Genomic DNA, 17,722 nt, shown 5'->3' on the forward strand with positions numbered 1-17,722 from the left:
TAATTGAAGCGAATATAGCTACAACGAGGTCAGAACTATTACCATTTACAGTAGGGACCTTCTTGGATAGTACCATCGGGCATGGTAGTATGCCAAATAACATTGAATCGACGGCAGAGGCCAAGTCCATAGAAATCGCAGTATTGAAAGTTAGCGTTAGTTAAATCAGCGTGTTCAAAATAACCGATTTTAGCACGGATGAAACTAGCACCAATCGCTTTAACATGGGTCAAATCAGATCCAGTCAAATCCGCCCCATTCAAAGTAGCACTACTCAAATTGGCGGAGAACAAATTAGCATCCCTGAGAATAGTTTTTACCAAACCAGCTTCGCCCAAATAAGCCCCGAACAAATCGGCTTCAGTCAAATCAGCCCCACTCAGATCAACTGTTCCAAGATTAGCTCCCCGCAGGTTAATACCCCGCAAATCAGCACCTTCGAGTCCAGTAATCAAACCACTAACTCCGTCTCTTTCGCCCATTTCGCCGACAATTCGCAAAATTTCGACACCAGCAAAGTTACGCTCCCCAGCGTTGTACCGGGCCAACAATTCATCAGTAGTAATTTTCCAAACCATGAATTAACGTCCAATTTCTTTTCTAATCTCAATTAGAATGCAACTAATCTCTGGCAAACCCTCCTCAACCTCCAACAAACCGGCAACGCCTACTTTAATAACTGATATCAAATTAGAATTTGCAAACGATGTAGGGTGTGAGTGAATAATATCAAAATATTATGTTGGTTTAAATTTTATCAATTTATCAATAATTGAAGCGCATATTGATGATGTAGAAATATTTTTCCTGTTAATTATAGTTGATTAATGTTGGGTTTCTATTTCCATTTACAGTAGGGACCTTTTTCAACAGTACCGTCAGGCATAGTGGTATCCCAAATCAAATTGAAATGTCCATTGATGAGCATACCGATAGCCCCTTGGAAGTTAGCGTCAATCAAAACAGCATATTCAAAATAGCCTATGGTAGCACCGATGAAAACAGCGCTACTCGCATTCACCTGGCTTAAATCAGATCCAGTCAAATCAGCCCCATTCAAAGTAGCACTACTCAAATTGGCGGAGAACAAATTAGCGTCTCTCAGAATAGTTTTTACCAACCCAGCCTCGCCCAAATAAGCCCCGAACAAATCGGCTCCAGTCAAATCAGCCCCACTCAGATCGAGTTTTTCAAGATTAGCTCCACGCAGGTTAATACCCCGCAAGTCAGCACCTTCGAGTCCAGTAATCTGACCATCAACCCCGTCTCTTTCGCCCATTTCGCCGACAATTCGCAAAATTTCGACACCAGCAAAGTTACGCTCCCCAGCGTTGTACCGAGCCAACAATTCATCAGTAGTAATTTTCCAAACCATGAATTAACCTCCAATTTCTTTTCTAATCTCAATTAGAATGCAACTAATCTCTGGCAAACCCTCCTCAACCCAGATATGGAGCATTTTAGATAGTCCTATCGGGCATGATAGTATTCCAAATCAAATTTCCGTGGCGACAGATAACATCTCTGGAAATATTGACAGAAGAGGGTTATTCCTTACTCCCCACTCCCCAGATTCAATTCTTAATCCCTGTGGCGGCTATACCCTGTATAAACTGACGTTGACCGATCAGGAATAGCACCATCACCGGAACCGTCGCTATGGTGACAGCAGCCATCATCAGAGGCCAATTATTCGTGAATTGTTCTTGAAATTCTGCTAAAGCCAATTGCACAGTTCTTAATTCCGGTCGTGTTGTAAATACCAAAGGCTTAAACAAATCGTTCCATTCAGCAATAAAGGTAAACAGAAATAAGGTCACCAAGGCGGGACGGGCTAAAGGTAGCATGACTCGCCACAAAATTTGCAGCCGGTTCGCCCCATCGATGGTTGCGGCTTCTTCCAACTCTACGGGAATTGTCTGGAAATACTGACGTAACAAGAAAATTCCAAAGCCATTGACAGCAGTGGGTAAAATCAGCGCCCCGTAAGTGTTTATCATGTGTCCCCACTTTAAAACTAGGAAGATGGGAATCACCAATAATTGAAAGGGAATGACTAAAGTAGCCAAGACAACCAGTAACAGCGCTTGCTTCCCGCGAAACTTCAATCTGGCCAGGGCGTAACCGGCTAATGCAGAAGTGACCATCTGAAAAGCCGTCACAGCGATCGCCACTAAGGTAGAATTAGCAAACGCGAGTAAAAATTTACCTCGATCCCAAGCATCGCGGTAATTAGCTAAAGACCAGCTAGTTTCGAATTTTAAAACATCCTCTAAACTAGCTCCTGGAGGTGCAAAAGACATGAGAAAGACCACAAGTAAGGGTAAGAGGACAATAAATGCCCCAAATAGCAGGACTCCTAACCGGAGAAAATTGCTAGATTTGAGATTCCAGTTTGTTTTAGACATGAGTTGAAAGTTAAAGCATTTGTGTTCTACTACTAGAGCATCGCCCCCAGCAAAGGCTAATCTATAACATAGTGACTTGTTAAGTTAAATTAAACCATAGTGATCATTACCCTATAAAAATAGGGAAAATCGAATTTTTGTATCAAATGATTCCAGTTTACAGGAGTAAACATACCATGCAACAACTTGCAACCGATTTAAAAATTGATTTCCAGAGTGCAGAATACAAAGATGCTTACAGTCGCATCAATGCCATTGTTATTGAAGGCGAACAGGAAGCTCATGAGAATTACATCACATTGGGAGGAATGCTCCCAGAGAGTAAAGATGAACTGATGCGGCTATCGAAAATGGAAAGTCGCCACAAAAAGGGTTTTGAAGCTTGTGGACGAAATTTGTCTGTGGAACCAGATATGGAATTTGCACAAAAATTCTTCTCTGGACTACACGAAAATTTCCAAAAAGCGGCCGCTGAAGGTCAAGTGGTAACTTGCTTGCTGATTCAGTCTTTAATTATTGAATGTTTTGCGATCGCCGCATACAACATCTACATTCCCGTTGCCGATGATTTTGCCCGTAAAATCACAGAGGGAGTAGTAAAAGATGAATATAGTCACCTCAACTTTGGGGAAGTTTGGTTAAAAGAAAACTTTGCTGAATCCAAAGCAGAATTAGAAACAGCTAATCGCCAAAACTTGCCCATCGTCTGGAGAATGCTTAACCAAGTTGAAGATGATGCCCAGGTTCTAGCAATGGAAAAAGAAGCTTTAGTAGAAGACTTCATGATTCAATACGGTGAAGCATTAAGTAACATTGGTTTCACCACCAGAGACATTATGCGAATGTCAGCTTATGGACTAACAGCCGCTTAAACTCAGTGCAACATTCTGATTATTGTCTGTTTTGCCCCTAATGCATCCTCCGTTTTCTCCACTCTTGCTCAGAGTTGTATCAATTTGAAGCGATAATCCGACAGATAGCAAGCGGGAAACCGAAATAGTCGGATTGTCTTAATTACGAATTACGAATTGATATTCAGTTTTTGCCCACTTATTCAACGCTTTCGACAAAGCACACGCCTAATACATCAATACATGTTTGGTCTAATTGGACATTTGACTAGTTTAGAACACGCTCAATCGGTAGCCAAAGAATTGGGTTATCCAGAATATGCCGATCAAGGGCTAGATTTTTGGTGCAGCGCCCCGCCGCAAATTGTCGATGAAATCACAGTTACCAGTGTGACTGGGCAGACAATTGAAGGAAGGTATGTAGAATCTTGTTTTTTGCCAGAAATGCTGGCTAAACGCCATGCAAAAACAGCAATACGCAAAATTCTCAACGCTATGGCTCATGCCCAAAAGCACGGCATTAATATCACTGCTTTAGGGGGATTTTCCTCAATTATTTTTGAGAACTTTAAATTGGAGCAGTTCCCCCAAGTCCGCAACATCAAACTAGAGTTTGAACGCTTCACCACAGGGAATACTCACACGGCTTACATTATTTGTCGTCAGGTGGAACAAGCGTCGCAGCAAATAGGAATTGATTTGTCGAAAGCGACTGTTGCTATATGTGGCGCAACGGGAGATATTGGTAGTGCCGTGACACGCTGGCTAGATGCAAAAACCGACGTTAAAGAACTTTTGCTCATCGCCCGCAATAATGAACGTCTCAAAGACCTACAAGACGAACTGGGACGAGGCAAGATCATGGCTTTGGATGAGGCACTACCAGAAGCTGATATTGTGGTTTGGGTTGCCAGTATGCCCAAAGGTGTAGAAATTGATTTTCAAGTATTGAAGCGGCCTTGTTTGCTGATTGATGGTGGCTATCCGAAAAATTTAGCTACTAAAATTCAATATCCTGGGGTTCATGTGCTAAACGGTGGGATTGTAGAACATTCTCTGGATATTGACTGGAAAATTATGAAAATAGTCAATATGGATGTGCCAGCACGCCAGTTGTTTGCTTGTTTTGCGGAATCGATGCTGTTGGAATTTGAGAAGTTATACACGAACTTTTCTTGGGGGCGGAATCAGATTACCGTAGACAAAATGGAGCAGATAGGTCAAGCATCAATAAAACACGGATTTAGACCCCTGCTAGTTGAGTCGTTAGTCGTTAACTAGCACAGCAGGGCGGAAGTCAAAAGTCAAAAAACTTCATTGACTTGAAATGATTGGTTTATTTACCGCCGTGCTGTGTCATTAACTGATAGGTAAATCAGAGCCAATAGTTCATGTCCTACATCCCCACTTTAAACAACTCCACACTCAATACTCTTAACTTGTACGATGGCAACTACCGAGCGCAAACCACTACTGTTAGATTTTGAAAAGCCACTAGCAGAACTGGCAAACCGAATTGATCAGATTCGGCAACTTGCAGAAGAAAATGGCGTTGATGTTTCTGGTGAAATTCGCAAACTGGAAACACGGGCGATGGAACTACGAGGAGAAATTTTTAGTAATTTATCACCTTCCCAGCGCCTGCAAGTAGCTCGTCATCCTCGTCGCCCCAGTACTCTTGATTACATTCAGGCCATTAGTGATGAATGGATGGAGTTGCATGGCGATCGCTGCGGTGGTGACGATCCAGCTTTAGTTGGTGGTGTAGGTCGTTTAGGCGGACAACCAGTGGTGATGTTAGGTCATCAAAAAGGCCGCGACACTAAGGATAATGTTGCTCGGAACTTTGGCATGGCTTCCCCTGGTGGTTATCGTAAAGCATTACGCTTGATGGAACACGCCAACAAGTTTGGGATGCCAATCATCACTTTCATCGACACCCCAGGGGCTTGGGCTGGTATCGAAGCCGAACATCAAGGGCAAGGAGAAGCGATCGCCTATAATTTACGGGAAATGTTTTGCTTTGATGTGCCAATTATCTGTACAGTCATTGGCGAAGGTGGTTCTGGTGGTGCTTTAGGTATCGGTGTAGGCGATCGCCTCATGATGTTTGAACACGCCGTTTATACCGTTGCTACCCCCGAAGCCTGTGCCGCCATTCTCTGGAAAGATGCCAGCAAATCACCCCAAGCAGCTGTCGCCCTGAAAATCATTTCTCACGACCTGAAAAATTTAGGCATCATCGATGAAATATTGCCTGAACCCACTGGTGGCGCTCATTCGGAACCCCTGAAAGCTGCCACAACTCTCAAGCAATCCTTATTAGACAACTTGGATCAACTCAACCGTTTAACATCTGAACAACGTCGGCAACTGCGATATGAAAAGTTCCGCAAAATAGGTGTGTTTACTGAATTAGCTCACTAATTTGGGGATTGGGGATTGGGGACTGGGGATTGGGGACTGGGGATTGGGGACTGGGGATTGGGGACTGGGGACTGGGGATTGGGAATTAGGTATTGAGAAGTAACAATTTTTCCCCCCTGCTCCCCCGCCTCTTTCCCCCCTGCTCCCCCGCCTCTTGGTGTGTCCTAGCCTGCTTGGCGGTGGCTATATCTCTGGAAAATAACTGTTCTGCTAATTAGCAATGATATAATGCCTATGGCTACTTAAAGATTTTTAACAATCTCAACAGCCATAGGTTTTTTACTGTTCTTGTCCTACCGCCTTCACAGGAAAAATCGCAGTTAGTTAATTAGCTGCTAAAAAAGCATTCAAAAACACCAAAAATTGGAAAAAAGCATGAGTTTTGAGAAACGACGCGCCCTAATCACTGGGGCTAGTAGTGGAATTGGTAAGGCAACAGCATTAGAATTTGCCAAGGCGGGAATTGATGTCGCTTTAGTCAGCCGTTCTTTAGATAAATTAGAAACAGTAGCAGCAGCAGCTAGACATACGGGAGTAGTAGCCAAAGCCTATGCTCTTGATCTGGCTGATATTACTCAAGTAAAAGCAAAAATAGCAGCGATCGCCCTTGATTTTGGTGGTATAGATATCTTAGTCAACAATGCAGGTATGGCATATACAGCCAACCTCAGTGAAACTCCCCTAGAAGATTGGCAAAAAGTCATAAATTTAAACCTCACCAGTCTGTTTGAATGCACTATGGGAATTTTACCCGGAATGCGAGAACAGCAAAGCCGCACCGGAGGCGATCGCAATACCAGCATAATTATCAATGTAGCCTCAATTGCCGCCAAACAACCCTTTCCTGGTTGGGGAGTTTACAGCGTCAGCAAAGCGGGTGTAATCGCACTTTCCCAAACCCTGGCACAAGAAGAACGCGCCCACGGTATTCGTGTTACAGCCATTTGTCCTGGTGCGGTGAATACCGAACTGTGGGATACAGAAACCGTCCATGCTGACCTGAATCGGGGCAAAATGTTAACCCCCGAAGTTGTCGCCCAGTCAATTCTTCACACCGCTTTACTACCAGAAGCCGCCGTCATCGACGAATTGATTTTAATGCCCAGTGCTGGCGCTCTTTAGGGGAGTGGGGAGTGGGGAGTGGGGGGAGTGGGGGGAGTGTGGGAAGTGTGGGAAGTGTGGGAAGTGTGGGGAGTGGGGGGAGTGTGGGAAGTGTGGGAAGTGTGGGAAGTGTGGGAAGTGTGGGGAGCAGCTACCTACTGCGTAACTTCTGAAACAGCAGCGCTACCTTACTTAAATCCTTATCTCCTGGTTTAATTTCTACGCCACTGGATAAATCTATCCCGTCTGGCTGAATCTGATTTAAAGCAACTTCGATATTATCTGGCGTTAGTCCCCCAGCTAGTAACCAAGGACAGGTAGGTTGAAATTGCTCTAACATTTGCCAGTCAAGAGTTTGACCTGTGCCTCCTAGCTGTTGGGGATGATAAGCATCCAGGAGTAGTGTATCTATATATTTGCTGTAATTTGCGGCCTGTTCCAGATGTTCAACACAGCGAACTCTCAAAGCCTTAATAATTTCTACATTTGATAAAGTTTCACGTAATAATAAGCAAAATTCTGGGGATTCATCGCCATGTAACTGCACAGCAGTCAATCCAGAATCCCTAACTATATGACTAATTTCCTCAATGGTGGCGTTAGCAAAAACCCCAACTGTGTCAATATTTGGCGGTAATTGTGCCACCAACCCTTGAATTTGCGCTGAGGTGACGTAGCGGGGTGAGGAGGGTACACAGATAAATCCTAGAGCAGTTGCACCCAAATTGGCGATCGCTACAGACTGTTGTGGTTGAGTAATACCGCATATTTTCACCCGCATATTTTCACCCATATATAAATTTGAGATATTGATCACGGAAAAAAACATCAAAGTTTAAATAAAACTGTTTGGTTGTTTACTGTAGAACTTTATAATTTTGGAGGTCTACATTAAATTTTGTCATTTAGGAGATACCAAGTTGATTTTATCCACCTTACTAGCCGCCGCATCTGTTCCCGTCACACCTGAATGGACTCCTACAGTGGGAATTATTATTAGCGTCAGCAGCCTTGTAGTTCTGTTGCTCAGTCTCAAAATTCAGTATCCTTTAGTAGGACCCAAGTTGCCTATCCTGCCCATCAGTATTCCCGCCTTTATTGGTGCGATGGCTTTTGGTCATGTCATCGGCATTGGTATTGTGTTGGGGCTGACTAATATCGGTCGTCTGTAAGAGTTAGAGAGTAGGAGTCAGGGGAGAATAAATTGCATTTGCAGCTAATTTTTGTACCTTTCTCCCCGCTCCTATATTAAACAGGGAAAAGAGGCTAATTGGTTTCCTGAATTTGGAGGCGGATGGTGTGTTCATTACCGCCACTGAGTTGTAATTCCATAACTTCACCACCCAGAGGTTCGATGCAAGTCAAAAGCGATCGCAAATTAGGTGTACTGGCTCCAGTATCTACATATAGCCGATCTGCTAAGTTCCCGATGCGTTTCCAAGTCATGTACAACTTGGCAATTGTTTGTTCTATCTGTGATGCTTGATTCACTAAATCGGCGGCTATACTTAAACAGCCGATTCTTTGGGCTTCTTCTAAGGCTGTTTCAATATCAATATCTGCCTGTGTCAGTGCTTGGACTTGGGCAGCCGATTTCAGATATTTAGCTAGGTAACGCGCCTCTGAAGTTGCCTGTTTCAAGGTATCAACATCGGGGTTAGCATCAATTTCGCTGTGAATCAACTTTTGGTGTGATTCCGGCAGTTTTTCCATTTCCTTCACCAGAGGGGCAATGTAGCGTGAGGGAAGGGAGTTATCGGCTGCTTTTACCTTGACTGACTCTGGGAGTAAATCTGAGGACATAGCCGTCCACTCGTCGGTGAGTTGACGCACTTCTCGCCGGGTGATTTGGTCGCCTTTTTGCGCCGCTTCGCTGACCATTTGCTGAACTTCCGGGACGGCTTTAGAAGTTTCAATAAATGCCCGTTTACTAAAGTTATTCACTGAGCCTGGGTCAAGTTTTCCTTCCTCCAGGAGAGTATCAGCGCTGTTAGCTAGTTGAATCCAGGCGTAGGCTTGACTTTTACTAATTTCTCGTTCTTTGAGCCATTTCAAAAATCCCGTACCCCTACCGTCACCACCTCTTTTCTCACGATCGCGGATAGACCTTAAAATTCGCCCCCGCCAGATTTCGGTTTGCAGGTCAAAGCGATCGCATACCTGCCAAGCTACATCCAGCTGTTGTTGAAAGTCTGAGTCTAAAATCTCTTCATCTTCTGGATCGGGCAATTCAAAGCTGAGGTCGGCTGGTTGTTGCAACGCCGCAGCCAGGTTGTTGATAGATTCGGTATCTTGCACAATTGATAGCTAACTAGTGTATGCGATTGCCTTCGTTACTACGAGCAGCACAATCGGCTTAATTATTACACACTGTTGTCACATATTCCTACCATAGTGATTTATGGGGAGGACTTTAGTCCTCACTACAAGCTAAAGGATTTGCAGTAAATCAGCAAAGCCGTAGATACTAATAACTAACAATAAGAATGCTGTGAATTGGGTGAGTTGTTTTTGGGGTGAGGGGGCGATCGCTTCCCGGACTAAGATAGAAAGGGATGCGCCCACAACCAGACTCAAACCTAAGACTAAATAGGGTCTATCTGGTAAAATTATCGCTACTACTAACATGGCGATCGCCACCATCAGCATTAAGAACTCCACAAACCGGGGTGGGTTGTATTGGCTAGCCAAAATAAAGTTATTTAACCAAGAATGCCACAATCTCATATTTGCTACTGACTGCTTTTTAGGTGAAAAGTGAAGAGTGCTGAGTTATGAAGTAGTTCTTCAAAACCCAACACTAACACTTATTAACTTCTCGCGCCTAACTTTTGACCTACGCCATTTTTTTGTGCAGCATCTTCTGGTAATTCCACACCAAAAACCCGTGCAAAAACTTTTTCTACCTTATAACCAGAATCAATCGACTCTAAAGGATCTTTGCGGAGTCGGTGACGCAGACATAGAGTAATTACACGTTTGATATCGTCAATGGTAACTTCTGTACGACCTTCAAAAGCGGTTAAGGCTTTCGCCGCCCGATTGGTAACAATATCACCACGCAAACCATCTACATCTAGTTCTGAACAAATTTCCGAAATTTTTACCCGGTATTCATAGTCCAGTGTCACTGATGGCAACAAATTTTGAGCATTCACAATTTTTTCTTGCAATGCTTCTTGTTCCGATTTGTGCTTGGTGAGAAATTCGGGCGGATTTTGGTCAAATTCTCCCCTTTGTTCCACAATTTGCACCCGCAAAGGTGGTTCTTTCACAGTGTGGATTTCTGCGTGCATCCCAAAACGGTCTAACAGTTGAGGACGTAATTCACCTTCTTCGGGATTACCAGAACCCACAAGTACAAACCTGGCTGGGTGACGAATCGAAATACCTTCTCGCTCTACAGTGTTCCAGCCACTAGCGGCGGAGTCCAGTAGCACATCTACTAGGTGGTCGTCAAGTAAATTGACTTCATCCACATACAAAATGCCTCGGTTAGCCTTAGCCAGCAAACCCGGCTCAAAGGCTTTGACACCTTCAGATAAAGCTTTTTCAATGTCGATGGTTCCACAAACTCGGTCTTCTGTGGCTCCTAATGGTAAGTCTACCATTTGGACTTTTTTGTGAGCTATGGGAATTTCCGCCCCTTGGTCTACCATTTGGCGAACTTCGTCGCTCATCATGTCGGGGTCGTTGGGGTCACTATTAAAGGGATCATTAGCAACCACGGGGATTTCTGGCAACAAATCAGCCAGCGCCCGGATAGTTGTGGATTTGCCTGTACCGCGATCGCCCATAATCATTACACCACCGATTTTGGGATCAATCACGTTCAATAGCAGCGCCAGTTTCATTTCTTCCTGGCCCACAATTGCCGTAAATGGGAATACCACGCGACGCGCACTGGCTGTGGATTGAGCAGTTGGAGTCACTAAATTACCTTAACAATATTTTTTTGATTACAACTCCTTATTGTGCCACAGTTAGGGGGTGGAAAAACTAGCTAGAGGGGGTGATTCATTTCAAATCACGAGGAATTTTGTCTGAATATTTTCCCCGATATTACCTGTATAACTGGAATTGAACAGACGTAAGTTTTAGTCAAGCGCGTTAGTTTAAGTACATAGTTAAATTAATTTCAATAGCCTTGGTCGATGAATCAAAAGTTCAGTGTGACTTCTAGCCCAGATTTACGCACCCATAAAAACCCCCATGTTAACCAGCAACAGTTAGTGGTGAAGACAATAATTATCTTGAGTCTAGAACTCTTGCTAGCAATACCTTTGGGCTTCGCCTTAGTTCAATTCCAGGTAGGTGGCATTGCTTGGATATTTGGCGGCATTGCCTCTGGTGCTGTAGTTTTACAACTATCTCGGATTTTATATCAGTATCATCCCCAGCCCAATCGCAGTGCCAGAAAGGTCGGTATGGCACTTGTAGGGTTGACAGTGGGTGCATCCATTAGTGGTAGCGATTTAACTAATCTGGCTGCTGGGATTCCCGTATTTAGTTTTTTGACTTTATTTTTGCTGCTGTGTGGTGGCTGCATTGGCTACATTTACTCACGCTTAAGCCACACTAATTTATTAACATCCATGCTGGCCACAGTTCCCGGTGGTGTGGGCGTTATGTCATCGATTGCCGCCGATTATGATCGCAATGTCCCCCTTGTGGCTTTAGTACAAGCTATTCGCGTCACCTCTGTAGTATTACTGATTCCTTTGATTGCCAGGACTTCTGTTGATCATGTTCTCATTCCTCCCACATTACCAATTACAGATAAATTATTCAGTTCTAACGCTGCTGAACTAAAATTACTTTGTTTAGCACTGCTAATTACAGCCTTAGTAGTGTATGTGGCTGGATTGTGTAAACTGCCAGCAGCCGAGTTTTTTGGGGGATTAGTGGTTGGTTTAGGGTTTAATTCTTTGCTGCACTGGATACCTATTTTGGGAGACGTGACTTTTAATCCACCAAAAATAGTAAAATTACTAGGTCAACTGCTCTTGGGAATTACCATTGGTGAGTATTGGGGAGATAAACCCAATATTGGTAAAAGGGCTATAGGTTATGCTTTTATGTCTGTAGCCATGACATTGGTTGCAGGTGCTGTGGCTGCTATGCTGGCCATGCAATTAACTTCTTGGGACTGGTTAACTTGTCTGTTAGTCACAGCACCAGGAGGAGCGCCAGAAATGATCCTCGTATCCTTGGCATTAAATCATGATGTAGAAATTGTGACAACTGGTCATTTAGTCCGACTGATTGCGATTAATAGTTCTTTACCACTGTGGATATTTTTGTTTCGCCGTCTTGATAACCAGTTATCAGAAACAGTTTGACCAAATAATTGCTAATTCGTAATTCGTAATTAAATGGGTACAAGCCCCCACAGATTCTAACTACAAATTACGTAAAGCTGCGCTTAGAGCGAAGCTCCTCTGTTTGCGTAGCGTTCCGCAGGAAAAGAGGCATTATAGCCTTTCCCGGTCTATTGAAGTACACACCAATTTATTCCCTGTTCCCTGTTCCCTGTTCCCTAAAACTAAAAAACTTTGTACCTCACGAGCATGGGAACTGCTATATCAACTACAAATTATTATGAATAATCACCAAGAATTAGATGCTCAACAATGGGTGAAAACTCGTTCTTCCCTAGACCCCAATAAATCCACATTCCTGATTTGGACAGGTAAAATCTATAGTTTTATCCCTGGGGAAAAAAGAAAACTGCTGTTTAAAATGTCTGGGGTGAGTGTGAGTAGGTGCATTCCCACAGCAGAAAATAGTTGGGATTTTACTTCCAGGGAACTAACTTACTATCTTGACCCACAAACGGAAGAGATTTTGCGACACTGGGAAAATCCCTGGACTGGGGAAACAGTACCTGTAATTCATGTAGCTAATAATCCCGTCCAGGGAAAGTTTGAAGGTAAATTTCCCGCACAAGTTGACGGGGATACCACTACTTTTGTGTTTGATATTTTTCCCACATATCCAAATCCCTTAGCCGAAAATCCCCAGTTTGCGGAATATAGCCCACAGCCGATTTATCAAGCTACGGAATTATTCAAATTAGCTGTACCAACTGGAGATTTATTTAACTCACAACTGCTTTCAGTGTCTCAATTGCGGCTGAGTTGGGATAGAATCGGTCAATGGTTGCCCTGGATGAAAATGGGTGAGAGTTTTGGTTATCTGATTTATAGTGCGTCTGGGAGTAAAGTCAGTGGTTTTACAGAATTACCACCATTGCTAAAAAATGAAATTAACACCCGTGTTCCTCTTTACAAGCAAGCCCCAAAGTCCTTGATAGATGGGGAGGATATGACCTCTTGGCTATACTTCCAAAAACACTTTCAGGCTTATTTGGCTGGGGAAATTTTTCCGCTTCCTGAAGCTGAGGAGTTTTAGAATTTTTGCATATTGTGACTTTGGGGGTCAAAGCCTCTGGAAAACTGGGTGCTTTCATCGTAGCAAGCGCCACTAAAGTCAGCACCATAACATTTGGCTAGGTTCAGTTTTGCACCTCTAAGATTTGCTTCATTTAGTTTTACTCCCGATAAGTTGGCTCTTGTTAAGTTGGCTTGGGCGAGGTTGGTATGACTTAAGTCCGCTCCCCAGAGTTTGGCTTTGGCGAGGTTGGCTCGACTCAAGTCTGCTCCCCACAGGTTAATTCCAGGCAAGTAGGCAGCAATTAGCTTGACTCTACTGAGGTTGGCGGCGGGGAAATACCTCTGTCCTGCGTTATAAAGTCTGATTACTTCCTGAGCATCCATGAGTTTCTTTTGTTGAAATCTCTATTTCTAGGTTAAACGCAGAGGGACGCTAAGGTAAGCGCAAAGGGGCGCAAAGATGTTAAGTTTCCACTAAATTCCAAAAGTAGCCGTCGGGGGCGACAAAGGAAAAACTTTTTTCTCTAAATTCGTTTTCGACAATATTAGTATATTTGAGTACGTTACTGGATTTAATGCGATCGCAATATTCTTCTATGTCTTGGATGCGGTATGTATAAAGTGATATTCCTAAGCACCCTGGTTGTGAAGATTCAAAGCGGGATTGTAAATTTATCGCCTCTGGAAACCGAATGATGTAAAGTCTACCACTACGGGCTGCCATTAAGTCGGATTTCGAGGAACGAGGGTCATCAAAGGCTGTGAGAATAAATTTTTCTCCAGGTTTCAGGTCAAATATTTCTCGCCCAGCTTGTGAGGATTCATAGGTAGTTTCCACATCGTCCCGGACACGCAATAAACCTAATACGTCTTCATAAAATTTCAGGCTTTGCTTACTATCATCTTGAATAACCATCCCCATATGGGTAAACTGACTGGTTTGAAAAGCTGCATGATGATTAATTTCGCCGTAATTAGGCACTATATAGCCAAACCTTTGAAATAGAACTTGTCTAGTTAAAGGTTGTAATAATAGCATTTCTCGCACGCCCACCGTGGGATCTGTAAATGGTCGGCTTTTGCGCTCTTTGTTATAAATAACTTCCCAGTGAGGATTGGTATATCTAATCGCCCAACGGCCGGCTTTGGCATTTTCTGCATGATTTAAAATCGTTAAAATATCAGCAGTTAAAGTAGTAGCCCAGCGATTTCCTTTAACTTTCATGGATGTCAATCCTAAGCCTTGATTGCTAGGCTGTTGCCAAACCATTAATCTAATTAAACCATGATCGGCCTTTTGGTGGTAAAGGCGAATGGAACGGACACCAGAATTAACTCCATATAATTGATAAGCAGTATCTGCGGGTAATTGACCCACTTGACCGATGCGATAACCAAATTGCTCCCAGTATTGAATGGCAAAAATTGCATCGGGAACGCCAATACATACTTCATATATACCTGCAATTGCAGTTTCTTTACCCTCAGTCATAGAAATTTTTAATGCTAATTTTTGATCTGGTGGAATAGGAAAGTAGATTTTGCCCACTGGAACCAAAGTAGAGGATTTGGATTTAACCCAAAGTTAACCTAATTGAGCGATTTTCTAGCTTAATCTAGGCAATATATTTGATTTGGTTGTCAACAGGAACTATTGGTAAAAGTAATCAAGAAATTGGTGCAGCATTGCAGATATCAGAGGGAAGTGTCAAGTACCATGTTAATAATATTTACAGTAAATTAGGAGTAAGCGATCGCATTCAGGCAGTAATTACAGCCCTGAAGTGGGGAATTGTTAACCTTCAGTGAAATCCAAAATCCTATTATGACCATCGCCGAGCAGATTTACGCACTCGTCAACTCTCTTCCCCAAGACCAAGCCCACGAAGTTTTAACTTTTGCAGAATTTATTCGGGCTAAGTACCTCAAAACCAATCAACCCATCGATACAGTAGAGACAGTTCCTTGGTCAGAACTTGTTTATTCCCTTGCTGGAACTTGGAAAGATGATTTTCCTACCCTAGAAGACATTCGTGCTGAAACTGGGCAAGATATCCTGCGGGAGAGCCTTTAAATGTACGTATTGGACACTAATACCCTAATCTACTATTTTAAAGGTCAAGGACAAGTTGCTCAAAACCTTGCTAATGTATCTGCACAAGAAATTATTGTCCCGACAATTGTTCTGTTTGAATTACAAGTCGGCATTGCAAAATCCACCTCCCCTGGAAAACGTAGCCAACAACTTCAGCAACTTGTGAGCCGAGTCAAGTTGGTTGCATTTGATCGAGATGCTGCGCTTGCAGCTGCTACAATTCGCGCTGAGTTGGAAAAACAAGGAACTCCAATTGGTCAGATAGATGTTTTAATAGCAGGAACAGCCGTAGCACTTGAGGCCATTCTAATTACCCACAACCTCAAAGAATTTTCCAGGGTTCCAGGACTAGCGATCGCAGATTGGTATTGATGAAACTTTCTTAATTACGAATTAAACCTAGCCTCAAGTTAGGGTAATCTCCTACTCTCCTGGTTACATTATCCCTGAGCTTTCTATATGCTGAAAACTTCAACCGCAGCATAGGGACAAACTTTTACTAATTTTATATATTAAACCCTAGACGATGCTTAACTTGTGAATCGCCATCATACTCAAGGAGCCATAGATGCGCCTATAGTGCTGGTTAAATATGGCAATTATCAATGCCTTCATAGCGAAGAAGCTGACAAAATAGTCCAAGAAATTGGCAATAAAATTTACTTTGTATTTCGTCATTTTCCTCAAACTCAAATCTATCTAGAATCACAAAAAGCAGCCGAAGCACCCCAACACAAATCAGTCCAGCATTTCTTCCCTCTCCTTTTTAACTTGGCATACTTGGCGGTATGCGCTCCCCGTAGGCTACGCTTAAAGCGGAGCTTTCGCTTTAGCGATACGTTAAAAAAAACCAAAAATTGACGCACACAAAACCATGAATCCCGAATCCGAGAAAAAAATTCTCACTACTGATGCTGGAATACCTGTCAGCGATAACCAAAACTCATTAACTGCGGGACCACGCGGCCCCCTATTAATGCAAGACTTTCACCTGATGGAGAAAATGGCTCACTTCAATCGGGAGCGGATACCTGAAAGAGTTGTTCATGCCAAAGGTACAGGTGCTTATGGTACATTCACAGTCACCAATGACATTACCCAATACACAAAAGCCAAACTCTTCTCCCAAATAGGGCAGCAAACTGAAGTCCTAGCCAGGTTTTCCAGCGTTGCGGGTGAACGGGGAGCGGCCGATGCTGAAAGAGATGTACGCGGCTTTGCTGTCAAATTCTACACCGAAGAAGGCAATTGGGACATGGTAGGTAATAATACTCCCGTGTTCTTTGTCCGCGATCCTTTGAAATTTAGTGATTTTATCCACACCCAAAAGCGCGACCCCAAAACCAATCTGCGTAACCCCACCGCTATGTGGGATTTTTGGTCACTGACACCGGAAAGTCTGCATCAAGTGACAATTTTATTTAGCGATCGCGGTTTACCCCAAAGTCATCGTTACATGAATGGTTACGGTAGTCATACTTACAGCTTCATCAATGCTGCTAATGAACGCTTTTGGGTGAAATTCCATTTTAAAACCAAACAGGGCATTCAGAACTTAACCAACGCAGAAGCTACCAAAATTGTGGGCGAAGACCGTGAAAGCGCCCAGCGTGATTTATTCTATGCCATTGAATCGCATGATTATCCTCAATGGCGCTTCATGGTGCAGATTATGCCAGAAGCGGATGCCGAAAAAACTCCCTACCATCCCTTTGATGTAACCAAAGTTTGGCCGCACAAAGATTATCCGTTAATTGAAGTGGGGATTCTGGAACTAAACCGCAACCCCGAAAATTACTTTGCGGAAATGGAACAGTCTGCCTTTGCGCCCTCAAATATTGTGCCAGGAATTTCTTTGAGTCCAGATAAAATGCTCCAAGCGCGGATTTTATCTTATCCCGATGCCCATCGCTATCGTTTGGGTGTGAATTATGAAAGTCTCCCCGTTAACTGTCCCCATGCAACCCAGGCACATACCTATCATCGAGATGGTTTAATGCGCCACGACGATAACGGCAAAGGTTCTGTGAACTACGAACCAAATAGCTTTAATGGCCCTGTGGCAGATGCGCAGTATAAAGAACCACCTCTAAAGATTTCTGGTGATGGGCAAAGCCCCGCCTTTGGCGATCGCTACGACTACCGAGATAGCACAGATGATTACACCCAAGCTGGTGAGTTATTCCGCTTACTATCCCCAGATCAACAACAAAGATTGTTTAACAACATTGCCGCCTCTTTGAAAAATGTCCCCAAATTTATTATCGAACGCCAACTAGGCCATTTTGCCAAAGCCGATCCAGCTTACGGTAAAGGCGTTGCTGAAGCACTTGGTTTGTCTTCATAACCCATCAATATTAAATACTTCCATGAGTAATCTGACAAGTTGCTTATAGCAGTTCCCATGCTGGTGAGGTACAAAGTTTTTTAGTTTTAGGGAACAGG

At 43.3% G+C, this 17,722-nt stretch carries 21 protein-coding genes; 12 read left to right on the forward strand and 9 right to left on the reverse strand.

Annotated elements, in window-relative coordinates; all coding sequences use genetic code 11:
* Window positions 1-38: 38 nt before the first annotated feature.
* The 3 genes from ACM0OP_RS03715 to ACM0OP_RS03725 form a co-directional block, all read right to left on the reverse strand.
* On the reverse strand, window positions 39-578 hold the full coding sequence (locus ACM0OP_RS03715) for a pentapeptide repeat-containing protein (protein WP_414527040.1): 540 nt from the start codon (window positions 576-578) through the stop codon (window positions 39-41).
* Window positions 579-838: 260 nt separating this feature from the next.
* Window positions 839-1,375 (reverse strand): pentapeptide repeat-containing protein, encoded by a 537-nt coding sequence (locus ACM0OP_RS03720; protein WP_414527041.1) that lies wholly within the window; start codon window positions 1,373-1,375, stop codon window positions 839-841.
* Between the two features lie 199 nt (window positions 1,376-1,574).
* Window positions 1,575-2,408 (reverse strand): carbohydrate ABC transporter permease, encoded by an 834-nt coding sequence (locus ACM0OP_RS03725; RefSeq protein ID WP_414527042.1) that lies wholly within the window; start codon window positions 2,406-2,408, stop codon window positions 1,575-1,577.
* Window positions 2,409-2,584: 176 nt separating this feature from the next.
* Between ACM0OP_RS03725 and ACM0OP_RS03730 the strand changes: the two genes are divergently transcribed.
* The 4 genes from ACM0OP_RS03730 (at window position 2,585) to ACM0OP_RS03745 (ending at window position 6,808) form a co-directional block, all read left to right on the forward strand.
* Window positions 2,585-3,280 (forward strand): aldehyde oxygenase (deformylating), encoded by a 696-nt coding sequence (locus ACM0OP_RS03730; RefSeq protein WP_414527043.1) that lies wholly within the window; start codon window positions 2,585-2,587, stop codon window positions 3,278-3,280.
* 222 nt (window positions 3,281-3,502) lie between these two features.
* Entirely contained in the window at window positions 3,503-4,540 is a 1,038-nt protein-coding gene (locus ACM0OP_RS03735; RefSeq protein WP_414527044.1) for a long-chain acyl-[acyl-carrier-protein] reductase, read from the forward strand.
* 165 nt (window positions 4,541-4,705) lie between these two features.
* A complete protein-coding gene (locus ACM0OP_RS03740) occupies window positions 4,706-5,686 on the forward strand; it encodes an acetyl-CoA carboxylase carboxyltransferase subunit alpha (RefSeq protein WP_414527045.1) in 981 nt (326 codons plus the stop codon).
* Between the two features lie 375 nt (window positions 5,687-6,061).
* A complete protein-coding gene (locus tag ACM0OP_RS03745) occupies window positions 6,062-6,808 on the forward strand; it encodes an SDR family oxidoreductase (protein WP_414527046.1) in 747 nt (248 codons plus the stop codon).
* A gap of 130 nt (window positions 6,809-6,938) precedes the next feature.
* Here ACM0OP_RS03745 and ACM0OP_RS03750 read toward each other — a convergent pair whose 3' ends face one another.
* The gene (locus ACM0OP_RS03750; RefSeq protein ID WP_414527064.1) at window positions 6,939-7,568 is read right to left on the reverse strand and encodes a phosphoribosylanthranilate isomerase; all 630 of its coding nucleotides are present in this window, start codon (window positions 7,566-7,568) and stop codon (window positions 6,939-6,941) included.
* A gap of 139 nt (window positions 7,569-7,707) precedes the next feature.
* On the opposite strand from ACM0OP_RS03750, the gene psaK reads away from it, so the two are divergent.
* A complete protein-coding gene (psaK, locus tag ACM0OP_RS03755) occupies window positions 7,708-7,959 on the forward strand; it encodes a photosystem I reaction center subunit PsaK (RefSeq protein ID WP_414527047.1) in 252 nt (83 codons plus the stop codon).
* A 94-nt stretch (window positions 7,960-8,053) separates the two neighbouring features.
* Here the strand turns inward: psaK and ACM0OP_RS03760 are convergent, their stop codons facing one another.
* The 3 genes from ACM0OP_RS03760 to bchI form a co-directional block, all read right to left on the reverse strand.
* Window positions 8,054-9,085 (reverse strand): hypothetical protein, encoded by a 1,032-nt coding sequence (locus ACM0OP_RS03760; protein WP_414527048.1) that lies wholly within the window; start codon window positions 9,083-9,085, stop codon window positions 8,054-8,056.
* 132 nt (window positions 9,086-9,217) lie between these two features.
* Window positions 9,218-9,514, reverse strand: coding sequence for a hypothetical protein (locus tag ACM0OP_RS03765; protein WP_414527049.1), 297 nt, complete (start codon window positions 9,512-9,514; stop codon window positions 9,218-9,220).
* A gap of 83 nt (window positions 9,515-9,597) precedes the next feature.
* Window positions 9,598-10,719 (reverse strand): magnesium chelatase ATPase subunit I, encoded by a 1,122-nt coding sequence (gene bchI, locus ACM0OP_RS03770; RefSeq protein ID WP_414527050.1) that lies wholly within the window; start codon window positions 10,717-10,719, stop codon window positions 9,598-9,600.
* A 222-nt stretch (window positions 10,720-10,941) separates the two neighbouring features.
* Here bchI and ACM0OP_RS03775 point away from each other — a divergent pair, with 222 nt between their 5' ends.
* Both ACM0OP_RS03775 and ACM0OP_RS03780 read left to right on the forward strand, forming a co-directional pair.
* Window positions 10,942-12,129 (forward strand): AbrB family transcriptional regulator, encoded by a 1,188-nt coding sequence (locus tag ACM0OP_RS03775; protein WP_414527051.1) that lies wholly within the window; start codon window positions 10,942-10,944, stop codon window positions 12,127-12,129.
* Window positions 12,130-12,388: 259 nt separating this feature from the next.
* A complete protein-coding gene (locus tag ACM0OP_RS03780) occupies window positions 12,389-13,201 on the forward strand; it encodes a DUF1838 domain-containing protein (protein WP_414527052.1) in 813 nt (270 codons plus the stop codon).
* Here the strand turns inward: ACM0OP_RS03780 and ACM0OP_RS03785 are convergent.
* Entirely contained in the window at window positions 13,198-13,566 is a 369-nt protein-coding gene (locus ACM0OP_RS03785; protein WP_414527053.1) for a pentapeptide repeat-containing protein, read from the reverse strand. The two genes, ACM0OP_RS03780 and ACM0OP_RS03785, sit on opposite strands and share 4 nt — an antisense overlap.
* A 79-nt stretch (window positions 13,567-13,645) precedes the next feature.
* Complete coding sequence (locus tag ACM0OP_RS03790; protein WP_414527054.1) at window positions 13,646-14,674, reverse strand: VOC family protein; 1,029 nt, start codon at window positions 14,672-14,674, stop codon at window positions 13,646-13,648.
* 137 nt (window positions 14,675-14,811) lie between these two features.
* Here ACM0OP_RS03790 and ACM0OP_RS03795 point away from each other — a divergent pair, with 137 nt between their 5' ends.
* From ACM0OP_RS03795 to ACM0OP_RS03815, 5 genes are all read left to right on the forward strand, one after another.
* Window positions 14,812-14,991, forward strand: coding sequence for a LuxR C-terminal-related transcriptional regulator (locus ACM0OP_RS03795; protein WP_414527055.1), 180 nt, complete (start codon window positions 14,812-14,814; stop codon window positions 14,989-14,991).
* Between the two features lie 16 nt (window positions 14,992-15,007).
* Window positions 15,008-15,256 (forward strand): DUF2281 domain-containing protein, encoded by a 249-nt coding sequence (locus ACM0OP_RS03800; protein ID WP_414527056.1) that lies wholly within the window; start codon window positions 15,008-15,010, stop codon window positions 15,254-15,256.
* Entirely contained in the window at window positions 15,257-15,649 is a 393-nt protein-coding gene (locus ACM0OP_RS03805) for a type II toxin-antitoxin system VapC family toxin (protein WP_414527057.1), read from the forward strand.
* A 165-nt stretch (window positions 15,650-15,814) separates the two neighbouring features.
* Entirely contained in the window at window positions 15,815-16,138 is a 324-nt protein-coding gene (locus ACM0OP_RS03810) for a DsbA family protein (RefSeq protein WP_414527058.1), read from the forward strand.
* A 13-nt stretch (window positions 16,139-16,151) separates the two neighbouring features.
* On the forward strand, window positions 16,152-17,624 hold the full coding sequence (locus ACM0OP_RS03815; RefSeq protein ID WP_414527059.1) for a catalase: 1,473 nt from the start codon (window positions 16,152-16,154) through the stop codon (window positions 17,622-17,624).
* Window positions 17,625-17,722 lie beyond the last annotated feature (98 nt).

Source organism: Nodularia chucula CCY0103, assembly GCF_963923915.1.
Classification (GTDB): Bacteria; Cyanobacteriota; Cyanobacteriia; order Cyanobacteriales; family Nostocaceae; genus Nodularia; species Nodularia chucula.

Excerpts from the sequence above, each read along its gene's own strand:
- ACM0OP_RS03780 (WP_414527052.1), top strand. The coding sequence starts at position 12,389 with ATGAATAATCACCAAGAATTAGATGCTCAACAATGGGTGAAAACTCGT.
- ACM0OP_RS03815 (WP_414527059.1), top strand. The coding sequence starts at position 16,152 with ATGAATCCCGAATCCGAGAAAAAAATTCTCACTACTGATGCTGGAATA.
- ACM0OP_RS03720 (WP_414527041.1), bottom strand. The coding sequence starts at position 1,375 with ATGGTTTGGAAAATTACTACTGATGAATTGTTGGCTCGGTACAACGCT.
- ACM0OP_RS03785 (WP_414527053.1), bottom strand. The coding sequence starts at position 13,566 with ATGGATGCTCAGGAAGTAATCAGACTTTATAACGCAGGACAGAGGTAT.
- ACM0OP_RS03725 (WP_414527042.1), bottom strand. The coding sequence starts at position 2,408 with ATGTCTAAAACAAACTGGAATCTCAAATCTAGCAATTTTCTCCGGTTA.
- ACM0OP_RS03740 (WP_414527045.1), top strand. The coding sequence starts at position 4,706 with ATGGCAACTACCGAGCGCAAACCACTACTGTTAGATTTTGAAAAGCCA.
- ACM0OP_RS03715 (WP_414527040.1), bottom strand. The coding sequence starts at position 578 with ATGGTTTGGAAAATTACTACTGATGAATTGTTGGCCCGGTACAACGCT.
- ACM0OP_RS03775 (WP_414527051.1), top strand. The coding sequence starts at position 10,942 with ATGAATCAAAAGTTCAGTGTGACTTCTAGCCCAGATTTACGCACCCAT.
- ACM0OP_RS03735 (WP_414527044.1), top strand. The coding sequence starts at position 3,503 with ATGTTTGGTCTAATTGGACATTTGACTAGTTTAGAACACGCTCAATCG.
- ACM0OP_RS03805 (WP_414527057.1), top strand. The coding sequence starts at position 15,257 with ATGTACGTATTGGACACTAATACCCTAATCTACTATTTTAAAGGTCAA.
- ACM0OP_RS03800 (WP_414527056.1), top strand. The coding sequence starts at position 15,008 with ATGACCATCGCCGAGCAGATTTACGCACTCGTCAACTCTCTTCCCCAA.
- ACM0OP_RS03745 (WP_414527046.1), top strand. The coding sequence starts at position 6,062 with ATGAGTTTTGAGAAACGACGCGCCCTAATCACTGGGGCTAGTAGTGGA.
- ACM0OP_RS03765 (WP_414527049.1), bottom strand. The coding sequence starts at position 9,514 with ATGAGATTGTGGCATTCTTGGTTAAATAACTTTATTTTGGCTAGCCAA.
- ACM0OP_RS03790 (WP_414527054.1), bottom strand. The coding sequence starts at position 14,674 with ATGACTGAGGGTAAAGAAACTGCAATTGCAGGTATATATGAAGTATGT.
- ACM0OP_RS03730 (WP_414527043.1), top strand. The coding sequence starts at position 2,585 with ATGCAACAACTTGCAACCGATTTAAAAATTGATTTCCAGAGTGCAGAA.
- ACM0OP_RS03750 (WP_414527064.1), bottom strand. The coding sequence starts at position 7,568 with ATGCGGGTGAAAATATGCGGTATTACTCAACCACAACAGTCTGTAGCG.